20 protein-coding genes are annotated in these 22,663 nt (G+C 68.3%); 7 read left to right on the top strand and 13 right to left on the bottom strand.

Annotation, left to right across the window (positions count from 1 at the left end):
* Positions 1-150 precede the first annotated feature (150 nt).
* From mobA to ACZ5MC_RS11490, 7 genes are all read right to left on the bottom strand, one after another.
* A complete protein-coding gene (mobA, locus tag ACZ5MC_RS11520; protein WP_306600569.1) occupies positions 151-729 on the bottom strand; it encodes a molybdenum cofactor guanylyltransferase in 579 nt (192 codons plus the stop codon).
* Complete coding sequence (locus ACZ5MC_RS11515) at positions 726-1,016, bottom strand: carboxymuconolactone decarboxylase family protein (RefSeq protein ID WP_464515875.1); 291 nt, start codon at positions 1,014-1,016, stop codon at positions 726-728. Before ACZ5MC_RS11515 ends, mobA begins: the two co-directional genes overlap by 4 nt.
* A 41-nt stretch (positions 1,017-1,057) precedes the next feature.
* Positions 1,058-3,055: a M13 family metallopeptidase gene (locus tag ACZ5MC_RS11510; protein ID WP_464515874.1), complete on the bottom strand. Its 1,998-nt coding sequence runs from the start codon at positions 3,053-3,055 to the stop codon at positions 1,058-1,060.
* 111 nt (positions 3,056-3,166) lie between these two features.
* Complete coding sequence (era, locus tag ACZ5MC_RS11505; protein ID WP_306600566.1) at positions 3,167-4,081, bottom strand: GTPase Era; 915 nt, start codon at positions 4,079-4,081, stop codon at positions 3,167-3,169.
* A complete protein-coding gene (gene lpxA, locus ACZ5MC_RS11500) occupies positions 4,074-4,859 on the bottom strand; it encodes an acyl-ACP--UDP-N-acetylglucosamine O-acyltransferase (protein WP_306600564.1) in 786 nt (261 codons plus the stop codon). Before lpxA ends, era begins: the two co-directional genes overlap by 8 nt.
* Complete coding sequence (gene fabZ / locus ACZ5MC_RS11495; protein ID WP_306600563.1) at positions 4,856-5,335, bottom strand: 3-hydroxyacyl-ACP dehydratase FabZ; 480 nt, start codon at positions 5,333-5,335, stop codon at positions 4,856-4,858. The genes lpxA and fabZ overlap by 4 nt, the downstream gene beginning before the upstream one ends.
* A 58-nt stretch (positions 5,336-5,393) precedes the next feature.
* A complete protein-coding gene (locus tag ACZ5MC_RS11490) occupies positions 5,394-7,067 on the bottom strand; it encodes an HD domain-containing phosphohydrolase (RefSeq protein ID WP_464515873.1) in 1,674 nt (557 codons plus the stop codon).
* A 91-nt stretch (positions 7,068-7,158) separates the two neighbouring features.
* Between ACZ5MC_RS11490 and ACZ5MC_RS11485 the strand changes: the two genes are divergently transcribed.
* Positions 7,159-8,334 carry a class I SAM-dependent RNA methyltransferase gene (locus tag ACZ5MC_RS11485; protein ID WP_306600561.1) on the top strand — a complete coding sequence of 392 codons (1,176 nt, stop codon included), beginning with the start codon at positions 7,159-7,161 and terminating at the stop codon, positions 8,332-8,334.
* 176 nt (positions 8,335-8,510) lie between these two features.
* Here the strand turns inward: ACZ5MC_RS11485 and ACZ5MC_RS11480 are convergent, their stop codons facing one another.
* Both ACZ5MC_RS11480 and ACZ5MC_RS11475 read right to left on the bottom strand, forming a co-directional pair.
* Positions 8,511-8,993, bottom strand: a complete 483-nt coding sequence (locus ACZ5MC_RS11480) for a methylated-DNA--[protein]-cysteine S-methyltransferase (RefSeq protein WP_306600560.1) — start codon at positions 8,991-8,993, stop codon at positions 8,511-8,513.
* Positions 8,990-10,240, bottom strand: coding sequence for a DNA-3-methyladenine glycosylase 2 (locus tag ACZ5MC_RS11475; protein ID WP_306600559.1), 1,251 nt, complete (start codon positions 10,238-10,240; stop codon positions 8,990-8,992). Before ACZ5MC_RS11475 ends, ACZ5MC_RS11480 begins: the two co-directional genes overlap by 4 nt.
* Before the next feature lie 26 nt (positions 10,241-10,266).
* On the opposite strand from ACZ5MC_RS11475, the gene ACZ5MC_RS11470 reads away from it, so the two are divergent.
* Complete coding sequence (locus ACZ5MC_RS11470) at positions 10,267-11,079, top strand: menaquinone biosynthetic enzyme MqnA/MqnD family protein (RefSeq protein WP_306600558.1); 813 nt, start codon at positions 10,267-10,269, stop codon at positions 11,077-11,079.
* A gap of 26 nt (positions 11,080-11,105) precedes the next feature.
* On the opposite strand, the gene ACZ5MC_RS11465 is transcribed toward ACZ5MC_RS11470, so the two are convergent.
* Positions 11,106-11,525, bottom strand: coding sequence for a hypothetical protein (locus ACZ5MC_RS11465; RefSeq protein WP_464515872.1), 420 nt, complete (start codon positions 11,523-11,525; stop codon positions 11,106-11,108).
* 116 nt (positions 11,526-11,641) lie between these two features.
* Between ACZ5MC_RS11465 and pepQ the strand changes: the two genes are divergently transcribed.
* A complete protein-coding gene (gene pepQ, locus ACZ5MC_RS11460; protein WP_464515871.1) occupies positions 11,642-12,949 on the top strand; it encodes a Xaa-Pro dipeptidase in 1,308 nt (435 codons plus the stop codon).
* Positions 12,950-13,141: 192 nt separating this feature from the next.
* Positions 13,142-13,321 (top strand): hypothetical protein, encoded by a 180-nt coding sequence (locus ACZ5MC_RS11455; RefSeq protein ID WP_306600555.1) that lies wholly within the window; start codon positions 13,142-13,144, stop codon positions 13,319-13,321.
* Between the two features lie 99 nt (positions 13,322-13,420).
* On the opposite strand, the gene ACZ5MC_RS11450 is transcribed toward ACZ5MC_RS11455, so the two are convergent.
* Together ACZ5MC_RS11450 and ACZ5MC_RS11445 are read right to left on the bottom strand one after the other, a co-directional pair.
* A complete protein-coding gene (locus ACZ5MC_RS11450) occupies positions 13,421-14,566 on the bottom strand; it encodes a coiled-coil domain-containing protein (protein ID WP_306600554.1) in 1,146 nt (381 codons plus the stop codon).
* A 136-nt stretch (positions 14,567-14,702) separates the two neighbouring features.
* On the bottom strand, positions 14,703-15,701 hold the full coding sequence (locus ACZ5MC_RS11445; RefSeq protein WP_464515870.1) for a C1 family peptidase: 999 nt from the start codon (positions 15,699-15,701) through the stop codon (positions 14,703-14,705).
* A gap of 311 nt (positions 15,702-16,012) precedes the next feature.
* On the opposite strand from ACZ5MC_RS11445, the gene ACZ5MC_RS11440 reads away from it, so the two are divergent.
* Positions 16,013-18,163 carry a S9 family peptidase gene (locus ACZ5MC_RS11440; protein ID WP_464515869.1) on the top strand — a complete coding sequence of 717 codons (2,151 nt, stop codon included), beginning with the start codon at positions 16,013-16,015 and terminating at the stop codon, positions 18,161-18,163.
* Between the two features lie 290 nt (positions 18,164-18,453).
* Here the strand turns inward: ACZ5MC_RS11440 and ACZ5MC_RS11435 are convergent, their stop codons facing one another.
* Positions 18,454-18,849: a YchJ family protein gene (locus ACZ5MC_RS11435; protein WP_306600551.1), complete on the bottom strand. Its 396-nt coding sequence runs from the start codon at positions 18,847-18,849 to the stop codon at positions 18,454-18,456.
* Between the two features lie 216 nt (positions 18,850-19,065).
* On the opposite strand from ACZ5MC_RS11435, the gene ACZ5MC_RS11430 reads away from it, so the two are divergent.
* Positions 19,066-21,615 carry a sodium-translocating pyrophosphatase gene (locus ACZ5MC_RS11430; RefSeq protein WP_306600550.1) on the top strand — a complete coding sequence of 850 codons (2,550 nt, stop codon included), beginning with the start codon at positions 19,066-19,068 and terminating at the stop codon, positions 21,613-21,615.
* Positions 21,616-21,956: 341 nt separating this feature from the next.
* On the top strand, positions 21,957-22,655 hold the full coding sequence (locus ACZ5MC_RS11425; RefSeq protein WP_306600549.1) for a succinate dehydrogenase cytochrome b subunit: 699 nt from the start codon (positions 21,957-21,959) through the stop codon (positions 22,653-22,655).
* The last annotated feature ends 8 nt before the right edge of the window (positions 22,656-22,663 follow it).

Raw genomic sequence — 22,663 nt, 5'->3', positions numbered from 1 at the left:
CTTTGCAGACTGCCTCGCGCTCCATCAGGCGAGGTCGTCAGGGGCAAGGAAACTGCTCACGTTTGATAGGAAATCGGCAAAGGCGGCAGGGGCGGACAAGCTGGTTTGAGACTTCTGCCGGGCCTTTGCATGCAGTGCGGCCGCGGTCCATCACACGTGAGGAGGTCCCTGGCCGAGCCAGTCTTCCAGGGCCCCCGGGGTGTCCACGTCGGCCCAGCAGGGGTGGGGCCAGGGCACGGTCACCGTGGGGAGGGCGCGGGCCAGGTCCCTCAGGCTGGCGGCCTGCAGGGTGGCCAGAGTCCCCAGCAGGCGGGTTGGGAGGAAGCTCCCCAGGTACTGGGCATGGTCGTCCACGTGGGCCATAACCCAGCGTTCGGCCCGAGGGTCGGCCTCCAGGACCCGGCCATGCCAGGCGGCCAGGGCCTCGGGGGTCCAGCGCACCTGGTCGCAGGCCACCACCCACCAGCGCTCGGGGGTCCCCGCCGCCCGGCCGGCCCAGTGCGCCAGGGCGGCGGCGGGGCCCTGGCCGGGGTCGGCCATGGGGATCAGGTCCGGCCGGTCCGGGAGGGGTTCGCCCAGCACCTGGACCGGTCCGCCGGGAAAGACCGCCTCGAATACGCCCGCCAGGTACCCGCCCCAGGTGCCGCCCCGAGGATGGGGCTGGGCGTGCTTGGGGCCGCCGAACCGGCGGCCCTTGCCTCCGGTGAGGAGGAGCAGTCCGGCCTTCACTCGACCTTGTCCAGGACGTCCTGGACCCAGGTGTAGACGGCCACGGAGGAGGGCATGCCCAAGGTCGAGGCGCCCAGGGCCACCACCTGCTCCAGTTCCTCCCGGGTGATGCCGGCCTTGAGGGCCTTGCGCACGGCGGAGTGCACGGCCCCTTCCCGGAAGGCGCCCATGGCCACGGCCAGCTTCACCAGGCGCTGGGTGCGGGCGTCCAGGGGGCCCTGGGCCTCTTCCCGGTGGATCGTGTTCCAGGCTTCCCCAAGTGCGGGAAACCGCTTGATGAAATCCATGTATTTCATTGTGGAGTCAGGCGTTCTCTTCATGGCTGCCCCTACCAGAGGGTGAACTGGGCGTCCGTGGCCTTGCGGTCGGCGGGGGAGCCGGGGAAGGCGAACCGGAATTCCGGCAGGGCCGCCACGGATCCGGTCACCCGCAGCCGGGCGGGACAGTGCACGTCGGACTGCAGGATATAGCGCTCCAGCTCGGGCCGCATGTTGGTGCGCCAGCTCTGGGCGAAGCCCACGAAGAACCGCTGTTCGGGCGAAAGGCCGTCCACCACGGCCCGGGGCTTGCCGGCGGTGGCCAGCTTCCAGGCTTCCAGGGCGATCTTGAGGCCGCCGATGTCGGCCAGGTTCTCGCCCAGGGTCTGGCGGCCCTGCACGTGGACGCCCGGGAAGGGCTCGTAGGCGTCGTATTGCCGCACGACGGCTTCGGTCTGGGCCTCGTACGCCTTGCGGTCCTCGGGGGTCCACCAGTTGCGCATGTTGCCTTCGGCGTCGAACTGGCTGCCCTGGTCGTCGAAGCCGTGGAGGAGCTCGTGGCCGATGGTGGAGGACAGCTCGCCGTAGTTGCTGGCGTCATCGGCCCGCTCGTCGAAGAAGGGGGGCTGGAGGATGCCCGCGGGCAGGACGATCTCGTTGAGGGACGGGTTGTAGTAGGCGTTGTTGGTCTGGGGGCTCATGTCCCACTCGCCCGGATCCACGGGCCGGCCCAGTTTGGCCAGGGCGCGCCGGGCCTCGAAGGCCTTGGCGGCCAGGACGTTCAGGACGTAGGGCTGGGGCCTGAGGCCCATGGAGCCGTAGTCCCGCCAGGTGTCGGGGTAGCCCACCTTGGCGTGCAGCGAATCCAGTTTCTTCAGGGCCTGCACCTTGGTGGCCGCGCCCATCCAGGTGGCGCGCTGGATGGAGGCCCGCAGGGCCTCCAGGTGGAACTTCACCATCTCCTGGACCTTGGCCTTGGCCTGGGGGGAGAAGGCCCGCTGGACGTACAGCTGGCCCAGGTCCTCGCCGATGCCCGCGTCCACCACCCCCAGGACGCGTTCCCAGCGGGGGCGCATCTCCTGCGAACCGGTGAGCTTCCGGCCGTAGAAGGCGAAGTCCTCGGCCTCCAGGGCGGAGCCGAGGTAGGGGGCGAGGGTGCTGAGGAGCCGGTAGGTGAGGTAGGCCTTCCAGTCGGCCACGGGGACTGTGCGAACCAGGCGGCCCAGGCCCCGGACGTATTCGGGCTGGCCCACGTCCAGGAAGCGCTGGGAGGCGGGCAGCTCGACGGCCTGGAACCAGGCGGCCCAGGGGAAGCCGGGGGCCGCGGCGGCCAGGGCCTCCCGGTCCAGCTTGTGGTAGTTGGCCTCGGGGTCGCGCAGGTCCACCAGCTTGCGGCTCACCTTGGCCAGGCGGGTCTCCAGGGCCAGGACCCGCGCCGCGGAGCCGGGCCGCGCGCCGGCGAGCTCGAACATGCGGTCGATGTGCTTCACATAGGCGGCCCGCTGGTCCCGGGTGGTGGCGTCCTGGCGGAAGTAGAACTCCCGCTCGGGGAGGCCCAGGCCGCCCTGGGCCACGACGGGCAGGTGCGTGCGGCTGGACTTGGGGTCCTGCTCCACGCCGAACGCGAAGCCCGCGGTGACCCCCATGCGGCTCATGCGGCCCATGATGCCGGCCAGGTCCGCGGGGGTGCGGGCGGCGCGGATGGCCTTCAGCATCGGGGCCAGGGGTTCCACGCCGGCCTTGTCGACGGCCGCCTGGTCCATGCCGCTCAGGTAGAAGTCCCGGATGCGCTGGGCGGGCGTGCCCCCGGGCGCGGCCTCCCGGGCGCAGGACTCGAGGATCTCCTTGAGGATGGCCCGGTTGCGGTTGTCGATTTCCAGGTTCACGCCGCAGTAGGAGCGCTCGGGAGGAATGGGCTGCTGGTCGAAGGCGCCGTTGGCATACCGGTAGAAGTCGGAAGCCGGAGCGGCGGCGCGGTCCATGAGGCGGGTATCGATGCCCGGGGTGGCCGCGGAGAGGGAGCCGGCAAGAAGGACGATCCCGATCGTGGCTTGGGCGGATGGACGCATGGATTCTCCTGGACCGGACGAATGGATTCGCCTCCATTCTACCGGCCCGGCCTCCCGGAACCGCCGGGCCGGGCGGGATGTGATGAAATCCCGGAAGGCTCGGAGGGGTTGTTACAGATTCAGCTTGTCCAGCTGGTCCGGCCGGTCCCGCCAGCCTTCGGCGACCTTGATGTGCAGGGCCAGGCGCACGGGGCGCTGGAGGAGCTTCTTCAGCTCCCGCTGGGCGCTCTGGCGGATGTCCTTGATCATCTCGCCGCCCGAGCCCAGGAGGATCTTGCGGTGGCCGGCGCGCTCCACGAGGATCTGGGCCTCGATGTAGGTGCCGCCCTCGGGGCCGTCCTCGGGATAGTCGGCCTCGCCCGCCTCCACCCAGGCCTGGATGGCCACGGCGACGCCGTGGGGGACCTCCTCGCGGGTCTTGCGCAGGATCTTCTCGCGGATGAACTCCGTGGCCATGGCCCGCTCGGTCTGGTCCGTGAAGGTCTCGTCGCCGTAGGTCCACTCGTGGTCCAGGGCGTCCCGCTCCAGGATGGCCCAGAGGGGGTCCAGGTTCTGGGCCAGCTTGGCGCCCACGGGGATGATCTCCCTGAATTCCAGGAGGTCCTTGTACTCGGCGATCTTCTCCAGGAGCGTGCCCTTGGAGACCAGGTCCAGCTTGTTGAGGACGAGGTACACGGGCTGGCGCGCCCCCTGGAGGCGCTTGGCCAGCTCCCGTTCGCCGGGGCCCAGGAAGCCGCTGGCGTCCACCACCCACAGCAGCAGGTCGGCCTCGTCCAGGGCCATGTCCACGTAGTGGAGCATGCGTTGGTTGAGGGCGTGGCGGGCCAGGTGCACCCCGGGGGTGTCCAGGAAGGCCAGCTGGGCGCTGCCGCGGTTGACGATGCCGGTGATGCGGCCCCGGGTGGTCTGGGGCATCTGGCTCACGGCGGCCAGCTTCTCGCCGACGAGCGTATTGAGCAGGGTGGACTTGCCGGAGTTGGGCAGGCCCACGAGGGCCACGGTGGCCGAACGGGGCTTCTCAACCACGGTGGATGCCCCGCTTGCTCTCGCGGATGAAGCGGGTGAGGATGCCGACCTCGGGAATGCCGGAGAGTTCCTGTTCCACCTTGGCCAGGGCCTCCTCGCGGAGCAGGCCGGAGTGGAAGAGGATCCGGTGGGCCTTGACCAGCCCCTCCACGGAGGCGTCGGGAAAGCCCTTGCGGCGAAGGCCGATGGTGTTGACGCCGTAGCTCTTGGTGTCGCGGGCGCCGGCGGTCTTCATGTAGGGGAGCACGTCCATGGTGGCCACGGTGAACCCGCCCATGAAGGCGTGGGGACCCACCCGGCAGAACTGGTGGACGGCGGAGAAGGCGCCGATGTTGCTGAAGTCGCCCACTTCCACGTGGCCGGCCAGGGTGGCGCAGTTGGCGAAAATGCAGTTCGAGCCCACGTGGCAGTCGTGGGCGACGTGGGAACCGGTCATCATGAAGTTGCCGTCGCCCACGGTGGTGAGCCCGCCGCCGCCCTCGGTGCCGCGGTGCAGGGTGCAGCCCTCGCGGAACACGTTGCGGTCGCCGATCTTCAGCCGGGTGGGGGCGCCCTTGAACTTCAGGTCCTGGGGGCCCATGCCGACGGTGCAGTGGGGGTAGATGTCGTTGTCCTCGCCGATCTCCGTGAAGGGGCCGATGACGACATGGCTGCGCAGGACGGTGCGGGCGCCGATGCGGGAGCCGCCCTCCACGACGCAGAACGGCCCTATGACGACGCCCTCCCCAAGGACGGCTTCAGGGCTGACGACGGAGAGGGGATGGATCTGTGCGCTCATTTGGCCTCACTTTTCGGGGCATCTACCAGCATGGACATGAACTCGGCCTCGGCCACCTTCTGGCCGTCGACGAAGGCCTCCCCGCGGAGCTTGGCCACCTTGCCGCGGTTGGTCAGGACCTTGACCTCCATGACGAGCTGATCGCCGGGGACCACGGGCTTGCGGAACTTGACGTTGTCGATGGCCATGAAATATATGAGTTTATCATGACGATCCGCGAGGGTCTGGAGCACCAGGCAGCCGCCGGTCTGGGCCATGGCCTCCACGATGAGGACCCCCGGGAAGACCGGATTCTTGGGGAAGTGGCCCAGGAAGATCTGCTCGCCGATGGTGACGTTCTTGACGCCGCGGATCCACTCGCCGGGCTCGTAGTCCAGGATCCGGTCCACCAGTAAGATGGGGTACCGGTGGGGAAGCAGGTCTTGGATGGCGAGAACGTCGAAGGTTCTGGGCGTGCGCTCGGGGCTTTCGGACATGAGGACTCCAAGCCTCCATTTTGGCATAGCCTGCCTGGGACCCGAACCCAAAGTTGGCTCAGGCCCGGCCGGGCACGGTCCTTTCATAGACCTTCGCCTCGATGAACAGGTCCAGCAGATCGCCGTCCACGTGGCCCTCCGCGGCGTCCTGCCGCAGGATGTCCAGGCTGCGCGCCAGGGGCACCGCGGACTTGTAGGGGCGGTCCTGGGCGGTGAGCGCGTCGAAGATGTCGGTGATGGCCATGGCCTTGCTCTGCAGGGGGATCTCGGGGCCCGTGAGGTGGCGGGGGTAGCCCTTGCCGTTGAGGCGCTCGTGGTGCGCGTAGGCGATGGCGGGGACCATGGCGAGGTCGGGCGTCCAGGGGATCTTCTGGAGGAACTCGTAGGTGTGGGTGACGTGGCTCTCGATCTCCAGGCGCTCGGCCTCCGAGAGGCTGCCCCGGCGGATGTTCAGGCAGTCCAGGTCCGAGGGCTCCAGGACGGAGGCGGTGGCGCCGTCCCAACTGGTGAAGTGGAGGGTCCCCAGCCGGCCCAGGCCGTCGTGGGCGTCCTGGGTCATGAGCGTGGGCTCGTTGCTCCGGATGAGGAGGGCGATCAGCGCGTCGGCCTCGGCCTGGTGGCGGGCCTGGAGCCCGGTCCAGTGCTCGGGCTCGAAGGGCCGGCCCGATTCCCAGTCGGCGCGCAGGAGGGCCAGCATCTCCTCCTGCTGGCGCTGGCGCAGGCGCTGGAGGAGGATCTCCAGGCGGTTGGGGCCCAGCTTCTTGGACTTCACCAGCACCTGCTCGCGCACGCCCACCTTGCCGAAATCGTGGAGGAGGCTGGCGTAGCGGATCTCCCGCAGCTGGGAGTCGCTGAAGAACACCCCCCCGAAGGGGCCGTCGTGGGTGAGGTTGACGGCCTGGGCCAGGCCTTCGGTGAGGGTGGCCACGCGCCCGGAATGGCCCCGGGTGACCGGATCCCGCTGCTCGATGGCCTTCACCGAGGCGTCCACGAACTTCTCGAAGAGGATCTCGATGTCCTTGCGCAGGTTGGCGTTCTTGATGGCCACTCCCGCCTGGCCCGCCAGGCTCTGGGCCAGGTGCACGTCGCCGGGGTGGAAGGGGACGGTGCCCTCCTCGGACTGGCGGTTGATGAACTGGAGCACCCCCAGGATCTCGCCCCGGGTGTCCTTGATGGGCACCACCAGCATGGAAGTGGAGCGGTAACCGGCCTGCTTGTCGTAGCTGTCATTGAAGCGGTAGGGAGCCTCGGGGGGGACCCGGTACACGTCGTCCAGGTTCAGGGTCTCGCCGGTCAGCGCCGCGAAGCCGGCCATGGACTGGCCGGTGATGGGCATCTGGAAGCGGGTGTAGGGCAGGTTCACCTTCGCGTTCTGGGTGTGGGCGAAGAGCAGCTCGTGCTCCTGGACCACCAGGTAGATGGACCCCGCCTCGGCCTGGAGGAGGTTGCGGCCATGGGTGAGGATCTGGTCCAGGAGGCGGTCCAGGTCCTGCTCGGAGGCCAGGGCCTTGCCCACCTCGTGGAGCCGCTCCATGTTCCTTCGGTCCAGGAGGCGCTCGAAACCCACCTTGACCAGGGCCAGGGCGGCCTCGTCCCCGGGCCAGACGGCGCAGTGGGCCAGGAGCCCTTCCCCTTCCATCCCCAGGACCACGTCCGCGGGTCCGCCCCCGGTCCATTCCAGGACTTTTCGAACCTCGCGGCCCAGGGACGCCTCGAGGCTGCTACGGTGCATGGGGGGGATGGCGACCGTGAGACGCAATGTGCAACCACCAGTGAAGGCAAAAGGTCAGTCTGAAGTCTACCGGAAGCCGGCCTCCCCGGCCGTGAAATCCCTCCTCACCGTCGAGCGCCTGGCCTGGGGCGGCAAGGGCGTGGCCCGGGCGGAGGACGGCCGGGTCATCCTGCTGTCGGCGCCCCTGGCCCTGTTCCCCGGGGAGCAGGTGGAGGCCGACGTCCGCTGGAAGCCCCGCCACGGCGAGGGCGAGGTCACCCGCTGGGTGCGCCGGGATCCCCGGAGGGCCCAGGCCGGGTGCCCCGTGGCGGCCACGTGCGGCGGCTGCGAACTGTGGGAGGCCGGACGCGAGACCGCGAACCTGAAGAAGGCCATGGTGGCCGACCTCCTGGGCCGGGCGCTGCCCGAGGCCCCGGACTGGCGCTGGCTGGAGGCTCCGGCCGAGGCGCGCCGGCACCGCATCCAGCTGCACTGGACGGGCCGCGACCTGGGCTACCACCGGCGCAACAGCCATTCCCTGGTGCCGGTATCGGCCTGCCCCGCAGCCTCCCCTGCCCTGTCCCAGGCCATTCCCCGCTTCCTGGACGCCATGGAGGGCCGCATGCTGCCCACCCGGCCCCAGCGCTGGGAGCTGGCCACCGGCACGCCCGCGGGCGAGGTGTACGCCACCGATGAGCAGGGCCGCACCTGGCACCTGGAGCCGGACGGCTGGAAGCCCTTCCAGGGCGGCATCGTCCACCGTTTCGGGGAGGTCCGGCTGGCCCACCGCCCCGGGGGCTTCTTCCAGGTGTGCCCGCCCTGGGCCTGGCAGGCCTTCGGCGAGATCCTGGACGGCTGGGAGCTGCCCTCGGGCACGCTCTTCGACCTCTACGGGGGCGTGGGGTTCTTCACGGCGCTGAGGGGCGCCAGGGCCGCCCGCAGCGTGCTGGTGGAGTTCGACGCCCCGGCGGTGGCCTGGGCCGCGCGCAACCTGCCGGAGGCCGAGTGCATCGAGGCCGACGCGGCGGAATGGGTGAGCGAGGGGCTGGGTGCGCCCGGGGACCTCATCCTGCTGGATCCCCCCCGGACGGGCCTGACGCCCGAGCTGTGCGCGAAGCTGCAGACCGCCGGCGCCGGGGACCTGGTGCTGGTGGGCTGCGACGGGGCCGCCTTCTGCCGGGACGTCAAGCGCCTGGAGCCCGCCTGGAAACTCGAGGGGCTGGCCGTGGCCGACCTGTTCCCCCTGACCAGCCACGTGGAGTGCGTGGGGTGGTTCCGCCGGGCCTGAGCCCGGATTCAGGGGAGCGTGCCCAGCGCCACCAGGGCGGCCTTCGCAAGGATCTTCGTCAGCACGGCGGACCTCAACGGGATTCCCGGCGCCTCCCTCCTGCCCTTTCGGCCGGAGGTTCGCACCTGAACGCCATCAATGTTTTCCATTCCGTTTGGGTTTCACGGAATCCTTCGTCAGGGCAACTCATGGTCCAGCAGGGCCCGCTTCCGATGCAGGCCGCCCGCGTAGCCCGTGAGGCCGCCGCCGGCGCCGACGAGCCGGTGGCAGGGAATGATGATGGAGATGGGGTTGGCGCCGTTGGCCGCGCCCACGGCGCGGGCGAGGAGCGGGTCCCCGAGGCTCCGGGCCAGCTCCCCGTAGGTGGCGGTCCGCCCGTGGGGGATGCGCCGCAGCTCCTCCCACACCCGCAGCTGGAAAGGCGTGCCCCGGGGGGCCAGGGGAAGGTCGAAGGTGGTGCGGACCCGGCGGAAGTAGGCGTCCAGCTGGCGTTCCGCCGGGGCGAAGGCGGCGGGATCATCGGTCAGGCCCCCTTCCCGGGCCAGCCTCCGGAGCAGGCGCAGGCGCGGCTCGTGGTCCGCGAAGCCCAGGTAGACCAGGGCGCCCCCGGCATCGGCGGCCATGGCCAGGGGGCCCAGGGGGCTGGCCCAGATCCTCACGCGGGCACGCCCTTCAGGCTCGCCCAGAGGTGGAAGGTGGCCAGGCTGCGGTGGGGGGCGAAGGGGGCCATGAGCCGCGCGGTCTCCTTGACGTCGGGGCGGTGGTCCAGGCCGTAGTGGCGCTGGAGGGCGGCCGTCAGGCCCGCGTCGCCCAGGGGCACGCAGTCCCCGAAGCCGCAGCCGCGCATCATGACGTAGTGGGTGGTCCAGGGCCCGATGCCGCGGCGCGCCGAGAGCCTGGCCTCGGCGGTGGTGGCGGCCCCCGCGGGCAGGGCCTCCACGGGGAGTTCGCCCGCGGCCACGGCCCGGGCGGCCTCCACCACGTACTCGGCCTTGCTGCGCGAGAACTGCAGGGGCGCCAGGTCCGCGGGGTCCAGGGCCGCCACGGCCCCGGGCGTGGGGTGGGCCTTCAGGCCCCCGGACACCGCGCCGCCGCACAGGTCCGTGAGGCGCCGGCGCAGGGAATAGGCGAAGGCGAGGTTCACCTGCTGGCCCAGGATGGCCCACACCAGGGACTCCCACACGTCCGCGGTGAGCGGGATGCGCAGGCCGCGCCGGGCCTCCACCAGGGCCTGGAACGAAGGATCCGCGCACGCGTAGCCCTCGAAGGGGGCGGGGTCGGTGCCCAGCCCGAGCATGCGCACCACGCGGTGGTGGACCTTGCCCATGAAGATGGGATCGGCCTTCTCCGCCGGGCGCACCCGCACCTTCACCGCCTTCCCGCGGAACTCCAGCTCGAGGAGCGTGTCGGTGTCCTCCACGCGCAGGGCCTTGAAGAAGGTGGCGCCCTCGACGCGCTCCGAAAGGCTGAGCGGATCGCGCCCGTGGTATGCGAGCACGTCCTCCTGCCGGTACCCCGCGGGCAGGTCCACGGTGAACGAGGCCCCTTCGCGGCCCAGGGACTGGTACTTCCCGGGCGTCATCCCCGTCAGCCGGTGGAAGCTGGCCTGGAAGGCCGCGGGGCTCAGGAAGCCGCAGCTCTCCCCCGCCTGGACCGTGGGGCCGAAGTGGTTGAGCAGGCGCCTGCAGGCGTAGCCCACGCGCGCCTGGTCCAGGAAGACCTCCGGCGGCCGGTGGGCGTGCAGCCGGAAGAGCTCCTCCAGACGGCCCAGGTCCACCCCCGCCGCCGCGGCCATGGCGGCGACCGTCCGGTACTCGCCGGGGTTCAGGCGCACTTTCGCGATGAGCTTTTCCAGGAGCGAGCGCTCCGGATTTTCCTGACCGATTTTTCCCGTGGGCTGGCTCATCACCCAAGTCTAGATAAAATGAAAGAATGGCAAGCACAAATCCTTTCCGGATCTCGATCATCGACTACCTGAACGCCGCGCCCTTGAATTACGGATTCAAGCATGGCCTTGGGTACGAGCACTTCCACCTCAAGTTCCACGTGCCTTCCCTGTGCGCGAACCAGCTGAAATCGGGCGAAGTGGATGCGGGTCTCATCAGCTCAATTGAATACCTCCGCATCCCCAAATTGAAGATCGTACCGGGCCTCTGCATCGCCTCCCCCAAACGCGTCCGCTCGGTGGTGATCCTCTCCAAGGTGCCGCCCGAGGAGATCCGCACCCTGGCCCTGGACACCTCCAGCCGCACCTCCGTCGTCCTGGCCCAGATCCTTCTCCGGGAGCGGTTCGGCGTGGACGTGCGGGCCGTGGACATGGCGCCCGACCAGGGTGCGATGCTCGCGGAGTGCGACGCGGCCCTGCTCATCGGGGACGTGGCCATGCGCACGCGGCGCGAGGGCCTCATCGTCCTGGACCTGGCCGAGGAGTGGCACGCCTGGACGGGCCTGCCCTTCGTGTTCGCGCTTTGGCAGGTGCGGGAGGACGCCGCCCGCCTGGACATCCCCGGGGGCGTGGGCCCCTTCTTCCACCGGAGCCTCGAGATGGGGCGCGAGAACCTCGCGGCCATCGTGGACGAGGCCTGGCGCACCATCGGCTGGACCAAGCCGGAGCTGCGGGAATACCTCACGGAGAACATCTCCTACAGCCTGGGGGAGGCGGAGCGGGAGAGCCTGGCGATGTTCTTCGAGAAGGCGGTGTCCAACGGCTTCGCGCCGGAGAACCGGGCCTTGTCGTTCCTCTAGGGGCCTCCTATTACGTAGACAGGCGCCTAGCTCTTGCTCATCAGCAGGTTGAGCAGGTCGGAGGGGGTGGTGGAGGCCACAGGGGTGACGGCCGTGCTGCCGGTCGTCGCGCCGGTCTGGGCGGCCGCCGTGATGTCGGCGTCCTGATGGGGATGATGATGGTGGGCCTTCCTGGCGGCATCGAGATCCGTCTGCAGGGACTGGAAGGCCAACTGGGCGGCCGACAGGTTCCCGCTGGCCAGGGCCTGGCCGAGGGCGTTCATGTCGGAGGCGGCGGGGGTCGTGGAGGCGGTCGATTGTGCCGAGGCGGTGCCGTCCAGGATCGACTGGAACAGCTCGGCGAAGGCATTGTTTGCCGTTCCCGTCTCCTGGGTGCTCCCGCCCGCCTGGGACGGCAGGACCTTGCCAAGATAAGTCGAATTATTAATAGAGTTGATATTGGACATGTTTTGCCCCCCGCGTTTCCGGAATGCAATCGCCGTTCCACCCCCCCGGTCCGGGGTCGCAAACGGGGCCTTTTGGCCCATAATCGCCGTAGGCCCACCGCCATCATGGAGTAAGCATGCCCATCAAAGGACTTTTCCTCGATCACCTCGCCACCCGCACGGCCTACGCGGAAAAGGCGCTGGCGGCCACGGGCTTCGACGCCCTGGTGATCTCCAGCGGGCAGCCTTTCACCTATTTCTCCGACGACCAGGACGCCCCCTTCAACACCGTCCCCCATTTCCGCCACTACTGCCCGCTCACCGGGCCCCACCACGTGCTCATCCTCAAGCCCGGGACCAAGCCCATGCTGGTGCGCTACGCCCCCGAGGACTTCTGGTACGAGCAGCTGCCCCTGGGCTCCCCCTTCTGGGCTGACGGCTTCGACCTGGTGGAGGTCCCCAGCCTCGATGCGGTGTGGGAGCAGGTGGGCCACCCCGCCCGCGCCGCCTACATCGGCAACGAGACCGACCGGGCCGCCCTTGCGGGCCTGGACGTGAACCCCGCCTCGGTCACCGCCTACCTGGACTGGGGCCGCAGCTACAAGACCCCCTATGAGATCCACTGCATCGAGGAGGCCACCGTCACCGCCGCCAAGGGTCACGCGGCCGGCCGCAAGGCCTTCCTGGCCGGCGCCTCGGAGCTGGAGATCCACTACGCGTTCATGGAAGCGGTGGGCTGCCTGGAGTTCGAGCTGGCCTTCGCCTCCATCGTGGCCCAGAACGAGAAGGGCGCCACCCTCCACTACGAGAACAAGCGCAGCTTCCGCGGAGGCAACACCCTGCTGCTGGACTGCGGCGCGCGCCACCTGGGCTACGCCTCCGACATCACGCGCACCACCCCGGCCCCCTCCTGCGATCCCCGGTTCAAGGCCCTGGTGGACGGCATGGAGAAGAACATGCTCGAGATCTGCGCGGCCGTGCGGCCCAACATGCCCTTCGGCGAGCTGCACCACTTCTCCCATCTCAAGCTGGCCGGGCTCCTCAAGGAGCAGGGCCTGGTGGACGCCGGGGCCGAGGAGGCCGTGGCGCTGGGCCTCACCCGCCCCTTCTATCCCCACGGCCTGGGCCACCACCTGGGAATCCAGGTGCACGACGTGGCCGGCAAGCTCGCGGGCCCGGACGGCAGCATCGCCCCGCCCCCCGCGGCCCACCCCACCCTGCGCACCACCCGCATGATCGAGACCGGCCACGTCATCACCATCGAGCCCGGCCTCTACTTCATCCCCATGCTCCTGCGCCCCTTCCGGGAGAACGAGCACAAGGCCCGCTTCAACTGGAAGCTCATCGACGAACTGGCCCCCAACGGCGGCATCCGCATCGAGGACGACATGCTGGTCACCGAGACGGGCGGCCGGAACCTGACCCGCCCGCACCTGCCTAACTGATCAATCTGATCGGAAGGAATCCAATTTGATCAGCCCGGGAGCGCCCTTCCCGGGCTGTTCATATTTATGTAATCGGAAGAACAGACTTACCCTCCGGCACGGATGATGCCAAGCAGGAGTGTGCAACGGATCCCCGAGGTTCCTCCCGGTCCGGTTGTTCCCACTTACGAAGCTGCCCCCGGGGAGTCGCCCATGAGAAACCGCCTTATCGTCCTTTTCACCAGCCTGACCCTTCTGGTCATCCTGGCCGGCTGCATCCTGCCGGGCCCCGAGCCCCGGGGCGGCCGGCACCGGCGCGAACCCGAACGGGAGCACGAACGGGAGCGCGAGCACGAACGGGAACACGACAGGGGTCACGAGGAACGCCACTAGCCACCCCCTGCCATCCGCCGCCGATGAAGGTACCGCACGCGCGGTCCTTCATCGGCGGTCCTGCGTCGCAACGGAAACCGGGCAGAGGGTGGAGTCCGGTCAGTCGGTGACCGCGAAGACCACCTTCTCGTTGCGGAAGCGGTCCTTGGCCAGGAAGGTGACGGTGGCCGAGCTCTTGTCCTCGGGCTGGGCCACGGTGTAGTGCTTGTCCTTGAGGAGCGAGCCGGGGACGACGGAGATCCGGCCGATCTTCTTCAGGCCCACCTCGGCGGCGGTGATGGTGAGCGTGGCCTGTTCCCGGAGGTCCAGCCCCTTGGTGAAGATCCCGTCGGCCCAGTTGGTGCCGGCGCGGTCCTTGGAGAACACGGGGACGACGATGATGCCGCGGGTTTCCAGGTCCTTGCGCTCGCCCACCAGGTAGTGGAGGGAGTTCAGCTGGGACTTCTGGGCCATGCTGGTGGCGGTCATGGCCTGGAGGTCGGCGATCATGGTGGTCTTCTCCGCCTGGAGCCCTTCCATGTCGGCGAGGATCTTCGCCTTCTGGGCATTCAGGTCGGCCAGTTCCTCGGTGATGCGCGAAACCTGCGTCTTGGCGTCGTCACGCTCGTTCTCGAGCTTGGCCTTGGCTTCCGCCTGGAGCTCGGTGGGGGTGACGTTGGACTTGCCCTGGGAGACCCAGCTGCCGTAGACGCCGTTGCTGTAGAAGTGGTAGACCTCGAAGCCCGGGGCCATCCGGTCCATGACCAGGACGCGGCTCACGAGCTTGCGGGCCTGCTCCTCCCCGACGCCCTTTTTGCGCAGGAACCGCATGGCCATGCCGTAGTGGCTGTCGTTCTCCCGGGCCACGTCGGGCCTGGGGAGGACGGCGCGCAGCGCGGCCATCTTGCCGTTCATCTCCTTGATCTCGGTGTCCTTGTCCAGGACCTCCTGGAGCAGGGCCTGGTACGAGCTGTTCTTCTCGGCCTTGAGGCGGGCCTCCAGGGCGGCCTTCTGGGGCTCGGTGAGCTGGAGGGTGTCGGGGCTGGGCTTCATGTCGTTGACGCCGGCCTCCTTGAGCTTCTGGGCCTGGCCGGCTCCGGCGGTCCTGGCGGTCTGGGAGAGCTTGTCCAGTTCTCCCGCCTTCTGCGCGAGTTCGCGCATCTCGGGGGTTTCGGCCTCCTTCTTGGACTCGCAGGCGGGTGCGAGCGCGAGGGCCGCGGCGGCGAAGGCGCCCAGGAAGTACCGGGTGAGGAAGTGGCTTTGCATGGGGAACTCCGGGGAAAGGGGTTGGCGGGCACGTGCCCGCGAATCCAGCAAACCCTATGCCATGCAACAACTGTTTTAGATTTAGCATTAACGGTCCCAGGGCTGCCCCGGGGACCGTTCCTTCGATCGTTTTGAACTAGTTGAGGACCCAGGCGGGGGAGGTCCCGACCGAGTTCACGCCGTACTTGATCCACATGAAACCGTTGATCCCCCACTGGCTGCTCCAGGAGTTCTTGAGGAGCCAGGCGCCCTTGGCGTCGTCCCAGCCCACGAGCAGGACCGCGTGGTTGGGCTGGGCGCGGTTGTCGGTGCCGCTGAACACGCCTCGCCGGTAGGCCTGGAAGGCCGAGTCCGCGTAGACCCCGACGCTCACGGAGCCCCACTTGGAGATGGCGGCCTTGATGGCGGTCACCGACGGGATGGAGTAGCCGTTGCCCACGTACCCCCACTGGCTCACCGGGGTGTACGAGGTCTGGAGGCTGAAGCTGCAGGCGACCCGGTTGGACACGTAGGGGAAGGCGGTGGCGGGCACGGCGCCCTTGTAGTAGCCGAAGCCCCGGTTGGCGTTGGTGGGCATGAGCATGTCGTAGGAATACCACCCGCCCTGGCAGCCGTAGCCGTCGGGGTTGCAGCTGAGCACCTGCTGCTCGGAAAGGCTGGTGACGACGCCGCTGGGGGTGATGGAGCCGTCGGCGTTGACCCGTCCCTGGGGGGCGCCGTGCTTCTTCAGGGCGGCGCCCTCGAGGTTGCCGATGGTGGCGAAGGCCCAGCAGGAGCCGCACTGGCCCTGGTCCTTCACGGGGCTGAACCAGCCCGTGAACGTGGCGGGGTAGACCGTCGCCGTCAGCTCCTCCACCTCGTTGTTGAGGTGGCCGCCCTGGGCGTGGGAGGCGAAGTCGTACTGGCGGAGCTCGGGCCGGAGGCCGCAGAGCTGGTCGAGGCTGTACTGCATCGCCGGATTCACCCCCACTTCGAAGTCCTTGCCCTGCCGCCGGAGCTCCTGGCGGAGCAGGTCGACACGGGTGGTGAGCTGGGGGTCGAACTGCTGCGCGCCGCGCTCCTGGGCCACCAGGAAGGACGGGGCGGCCAGGGCCAGGGCCAGGGCGAAGGTGGAAACGAGGGGAGACTTGTTCATCTCGGACTCCGAAAGGGTGGGTGGGCGCGCCGACGGCCTGCCGGCGCGGAACCCGGTTGCTGGAAAGGGGACGAATTCGACCCGGAGAAGGACGGGCGGGAGGAAAAGGCCCGGCACCGTTTGTTCCGTGCGACCACCGGGCTTTTTTCCAGCCCAGCCTCGCAACCCAAGGTTCGGTTCAGGGACCTCCATGCGCAATACCTGCAAGTGTTTACGTGACCATGGTCATGATGTTGAGACACGCTCTCATTCTTGACCCATGCACATTCAAGGGAGGTTACGGCTACGCTTAACCATCAACCGGAGTGTCCATGTGGAAAGCCTCGTTCGCCCTTGCCACCGTCCTGGCCCACGCCGCCCAGGACGGGGCCAAGCTCTCCATCGATAGCCTTTACCATCCCGCGCACAAGGTCTCCTATGTGGAGGCCCTGGGCTCGCGCTATGTGTGGCGTCCCGACGGGACCCTCCTGGAGGAACGCACCGAAAAGGGCTCCCTGGCCGCCATCAACCGCATCCAGCCCGGGACCTTCGCCGGATCGAGGCTCCTGGACCGCGCGCAGCTGGCGGCGGCCCTGGCCGCGGCCGGAGCCGACGCCGAGGACCAGAAGGAGGCCGCGGGCGGTGGGCTCACCTGGAACGCGAACCGGGATGCCTTCGTGGTGAAGGGGGCGCGGGACCTCTACCTCCTGGAACTGGCCTCGGGCAGGGCCCGGCGCCTGGGCGCGGGGGACACCCCCTCCTTCAGCCCCGACGGAGCCTGGGTCGCCTTCCTGGACGGGTCCGACATCCGCGCCGTGGAACTGGCCACCGGCAAGGAGGCCGCCATAACTACCGGCGGCGACGCCACCCACCTCAATGGCCGCCTGGACTGGGTCTACCAGGAGGAGGTCTTCAACCAGCGGGGCAACTTCAAGGGCTACTGGTGGTCCCCGGATTCCAGGCACATCGCCTACCTCAGCCTGGACGAGAGCCACGTGCCGGTCTTCACCGTCATGGACGACCGCACCCAGCCCCAGAAGCGCGTGGACACCCGCTACCCCAAGGCCGGCGACCCCCTTCCCACGGTGCGGGTGGGCCTGGCAACCCTGGACGGCCAGACCACCTGGATGCAGGATCCCTTCCCCGGCCAGGAAACCCTGGTCCCCCAGGTGGGCTTCGATCCTTCGGGCCGCCTCCTGGTGCACTTCACCGACCGCATCCAGTCCTGGCTGGAGTGCCGCGTCTTCGAGGGCACCGCCAGCAGGCCGCTGGTGGTGGAGCGGAGCCGGGCCTGGGTCGAGCATCTCCCCCTGCCCCACTTCCTGAAGGACGGGCGCTTCCTTTGGCGGTCGGGCCGCAGCGGCTTCCAGCACCTCTACCTGTACGACCCCCAGGGGCGCCTGCTCTCCACCGTCACCCAGGGCGCCTGGGACGTGCACCGGATCCTGGGGGCCGACGCCTCCAACGTCTACTTCGAGGCCACCCTGCGCAACGCGGTGGGCATGGACGTGTACCGGGCCGGCCTGGGGGGCGTGAACGACCGCATGCGCCTGCTCACCCAGGCCCCGGGCTCCCATTCCGTGTCCTTCAACGCCACCTTCACCGCCGCCGTTGACCGCTGGAGCGATGTGGAAACCCCGCCCCAGGACCTCTTCCTGGATGCGGAAGGCGCCGTCCTCCACAAGGTTGAGAGCCGGACTTCGAACGCCTTCAAGGCGCTCCCCAAGGCCCGGGTGGTCTTCCAGCAGGTGAAGACCCGGGACGGGTTCCCCATGGAGACCATGCTGGTCCTGCCCCCCGGCTTCGACCCCTCGAAGAAGTACCCCGTCTTCCACTACGTGTACGGGGGCCCCAACGCCCCCCTGGTGAAGAACGCCTACAGCCGCACATCGCTCTGGTACCAGTTCCTGGCCCAGCAGGGCATCGTCACCTGGATCTGCGACAACCGCAGCGCCTCCGGCAAGGGCAACGCCGCCTTCGGCGCGTGGCGCAACCTGGGCGCCCTGGAGCTCCAGGACCAGCTGGACGGCCTGGCCTGGCTCAAGGCCCAGGGCTGGGCCGACATGGATCGCGTCGCCCTGCACGGCTACAGCTACGGGGGCTTCCTGGCCGCCTACGCCCTGACCCACAGCAAGGCCTGGAAGTTGGGCATCATCGGCGCCCCCGTCACGGACTGGCGGCTCTACGACTGCGTCTACACCGAGCGCTACATGGGCCTGCCCAGGGACAACGCGGCCGGCTACGACGCCTCCAGCGCGATCCGCGCGGCCGGCGACCTGGGCGGCAAGGTCATGCTCCTCCACGGAACGATGGACAGCAACGTCCATCTGCAGAACTCAGTGCAGTTCCTGGACGCCCTCGGCAAGGCGGGCTTCACCGCGCCCCTGGTGCTGATGCCCGGCTCCGACCACAGCCCGAGGGCGGCCCAGAACCAGTGGGAGATGTACGCCGGGATGTGGGAGTTCCTGAAGGCCAATCTCTGACCGGGGACTGCCGGCAAACCCCGAGAACCCCTGAGCAGGGATGAGGGAGCAAGTCGTAAGAGGACCTATCCCCTTTTATCCCGCGCATCTGCGTTCATCCCTGTTCCGCAGGGCCAACGCAGGCATGGGTCCTGGCCCCGTTTACTGTCAAAGTCGACCCATCCCAGCATCCGCCCTGCGGAACAGCGATGAACGCAGATGCGCGGGATGAAGGCGATGGCGATCGCCAATCCCTGGCCATCCGAGGGTGTTCCTCGCCGCCTGGTCAAGCTTTACCGACCGTATTGCCCCTAGTTCGTGTCGCCGTCCACGTAGGCCCACTTCCCGGCCTCCCTCACGAACCGGCTCCGCTCCCGGTGCAGCATCCGCTTGCCGTTGATCAGGAGCTTGGCGTGGAAGACGACCACCCCGGTCTCGTCGTCCTTTCCGCCCCGCTCGGTCTCGAGGATGCGCAGGGAGATGCACTTGACGGCCCGGCAGTAGCGCTCCAGCTCGTCCTGGTCGATCTTGGCGCGCTCCTCCTCGCTGGTGGTGGCCACCAGGTAGTCGGCCCGGACCATGGCGTAGGCGGAGAAACGGCTTCGCATGAGCTTCTCGGCCGTCTCGGGGAAGGCCTTGCCCAGGAGGTAGGGCTCGCAGCAGCGGTCATAGGTCCGCTTGGATTCGCAGGGGCAGAGTCGGGACATGGGGGACCTCTTGTAATAACTATGTCCTACCAGGGTAATGCATAAAGCCGAAAGCCGCGCCCCGTCTCGCCGGATGTCACTCCCTGATTGACTTTGGGGGGGGTGGTGATAGGCTTGGGCCGAATACCCTTCCCACGTTTCTGCCACGGAATCCCTTCCTTTAGCTCCCCGGCCTCCGGGCTGGGCTCTGTTTCACTTTTTTTCATAGGAGTATCCATGCTTCGAGCCTGGATGGACAAACTCAAGCTCACACCGCTGACGCGCCGGATCTACCTGGGCGTCATGATGTGCTTCTTCGCCCTGGCCTATGCCTGGGGCCAGGTCGCGGCCCCCGCCGCCGTGGCCGCCGAGACGGAGGGCGCCAAGTTCGAGTATTTCGCCCTCTTCAACAAGGTCAGCAACGAGTTCACCAGCGCCGAGCGCATCGGCCTGATGTTCGTCCTGGGCATCGCCGTCATCGGCCTGCTCTACGCGCTCCTGCTCATGAGGCAGGTCAACGCCGCCGACGAGGGCACCCCCAAGATGCAGGAGGTGGCCGCCGCCGTGCGCGAGGGCTCCAACGCCTACCTCGCCGCCCAGTTCAAGAAGATCGGGCCCCTCATCGTCGTCATCACCGTGGTCCTGTGGTTCACGGTCGCCGACAAGCACTTCGCCTTCGGCCGCGCCGGCGCCTTCCTCATGGGCTCCCTGTTCAGCTGGGCCGTGGGCTTCGTGGGCATGCGCCTGGCCACCACCGGCAACCTGCGCGTCGCCGCCGCCGCACGCCACAGCTACGGCGAGGCCATGCAGCTCGGCTACCGCACCGGCACCGTCACCGGCATGCTCACGGACGGCCTCGGCCTCCTGGGCGGCACGATGATCTTCATCATCTACGGCGTGCACGCCTACGAGGCCCTGCTGGGCTTCGGCTTCGGCGGCACGCTGCTCGCGCTGTTCATGCGCGTGGGCGGCGGCATCTACACCAAGGCCGCCGACGTGGGCGCCGACCTGGTCGGCAAGATCGAGAAGGACATCCCCGAGGACGATCCGCGCAACGCCGCCACCATCGCCGACAACGTGGGCGACAACGTGGGCGACTGCGCCGGCATGGCCGCCGACATCTTCGAGAGCTACGAAGTGACCATCGTGGCCGCCATGATCCTGGGCATGGCCTCCTTCGGCCACAAGGGCGTCATCTTCCCCCTGCTGGTGCGCGGCATCGGCGTGCTGGGCTCGATCATCTCCACCTACACCGTCAAGGCCGGCAGCGAGGACACCTCCGACACCGCCCTGAAGAGCGTGCACCGCGGCTTCTGGATCGGCTCGCTGATCTCCGTGGCCGGCTTCTTCATCCTCGGCTACTTCTACCTGCACTTCACCCCCCAGTACCTGAGCAACAACGCCCTGGCCGCGGCCGGCTTCCCCGGCAACGACCCCAAGAACCTCGCCGTGTGGTTCAACTTCGGCGTGCCCGACCTGGACATGCGCCCGGCCATCACCTGCCTCATCGGCGTGTTCCTGGCCGTGGCCCTGAACAAGGTGACCAGCTACTACACGCACACCACCCACGCCCCGGTGAAGAGCCTGGCCCGCGCCTGCACCACCGGCCACGCCACCAACATCATCGAAGGCTTCGCGCTGGGCTATGAGTCCACCGTCGCCATGATGGTCGTCATCGTCGTCGCCATCTTCCTCTCCGTGCTCACCTACCACGGCGCCCCGCCGATGTTCGTGGCCTACGGCGTGGCCATGACCGGCATCGGCATGCTGACCCTCACGGGCAACACCATCTCCATGGACGTCTTCGGCCCCGTCGCCGACAACGCCAACGGCATCGGCGAGATGGGCTACGAGAAGGAACAGATGGAGAAGGAGAAGCCCGGCTCCTACAAGCGCGCCCGGCAGATCCTCGCCGACCTCGACGCCGTGGGCAACACCACGAAGGCCGAAACCAAGGGCATCGCCATCGGCTCCGCCGTCATCGCGGCCGTGTCCCTCTTCTCCAGCTTCATCGCGGTCATCGCGGTGGGCTCGGAAGCCAACATCAGCAAGATGACCCTCGGCCAGTACCACGACCAGGCCGGGTTCCTCTCCGTGGCCGAGCCCAAGGTCTTCATCGGGCTGCTCATTGGCGGCTGCGTTCCCTTCCTGTTCAGCAGCCAGCTCATCCGCGCCGTCGGCCGGGCCGCCTACCACATCGTCATCGAGTGCCGCGCGCAGTTCCGCGACGCCGAGATCTGGGCCGGCACCAAGAAGCCCGACTACGGCCGCGTGGTCGACATCTGCACCAACACCGCCCAGAAGGAACTGGTGGGTCCCGGCCTCCTGGCCATCACCGCCCCCCTGCTCGTCGGCCTTCTCCTGGGCCCCTACGCCCTGGGCGGCTTCCTGGCGGGCATGATCCTGGTCGGCCAGCTGCTGGCGGTCTTCATGGCCAATGCCGGCGGCGCCTGGGACAACGCGAAGAAGATGATCGAGGACGGCCTCTACGGCGGCAAGGGCAGTGAGGCCCACAAGGCCTCCGTCACGGGCGACACCGTGGGCGATCCCCTCAAGGACACCGCCGGCCCGGCCATCAACCCCCTGATCAAGGTCATGAACATGGTCAGCCTGCTCACCCTGGGCGTGCTGATGAAGTACACGCTCTTCCCCGTGGCCGGGCAGCTCGACGGCAACAAGATCGGCGGCATCATCGGCGCCGCGATCTGCATCGCCGCCATCGTCTGGTCGATCATCAAGAGCAAGCAGGAAACCCCCGGCCTCATCGCCGAGGAGGACATGAAGTAGGTCTTTTCAACTCCGCGAAAACGCCGCCTCCGGGCGGCGTTTTCCGTTGAGGCGCGGTGGCGTGCCTGGGGACGGACAGGACGCCCTCCGCCGGCGGGAACCGATCGGCGGGAACCGGGGTCGCGAAGAGGCCCCTTTATTCGATTATTTTCTATCGAATCATCCTTGAAAAACAAGGCAATCGGCGCAATAAAGAGCATTGGCTCCGTAATCGGTTTGAGAATCGAAAATCCTGGAGCATACTAAGCGCCTCCACGTGATCATGTTTGCCAGTCTCGCTGAAATCACCCCAACAATCGCCGGATGCGCCGCATCCGTTATTGCGGAAGGAAGGAGTACCCATGTCCGTTGCTGAACCCAGCCTGGCCGGTGCCGCCAAGACCAGTCCAGGCTTCCTGGACTCATCCGTGGGGAAGAAGGTGGTGATGGCCGTTACCGGCATCATGCTCTTCGGCTTCGTCACGGTGCACATGCTGGGGAACCTGCAGGCCTACATGGGCGAGGCGCCCATGAACCACTATGCGGAGTTCCTCCACACCATGATCCACGGCATGGGCATCTGGGTCTTCCGGGGCGTGATGCTCGTGGCCGTGGTCCTCCACGGCTGGGCCGCGCTGAGCCTCACCCTCTCCAACATGGCCGCGCGCCCCGTGGGCTACCGCGCCACGCAGGTCCAGGCCGCCACCTTCGCGTCGCGCACCATGCGCTGGACCGGCGTGATCCTCGGGATCTTCATCATCTACCACCTGCTGCACCTCACCACCGGCACGGTGCATCCCAGCTTCGACCCCGCCAATCCCTACAAGAACTTCGTCACCGGCTTCCAGGCTCCGCTGGCCTCCGCGTTCTACATCGTGGCCCAGCTCTGCCTGGGCTTCCACATGTGGCACGGCGTGTGGAGCCTGACGCAGACGCTCGGCTGGTCCCATCCGCGCTACGACCGCCTGCGCCGCAGGTTCGCCTACGTGATGGCCACCCTGGTGGCCGCCGTCAACATTTCGTTCCCCATCGCCGTCCTCACCGGCATCATCCACCTGTAGAAGGCATG

Source organism: Mesoterricola sp. JemC181, from assembly GCF_055384585.1.
The sequence above is the reverse complement of the archived record's forward strand: the minus strand, read 5'-3'. Positions and strand labels throughout refer to the sequence as shown.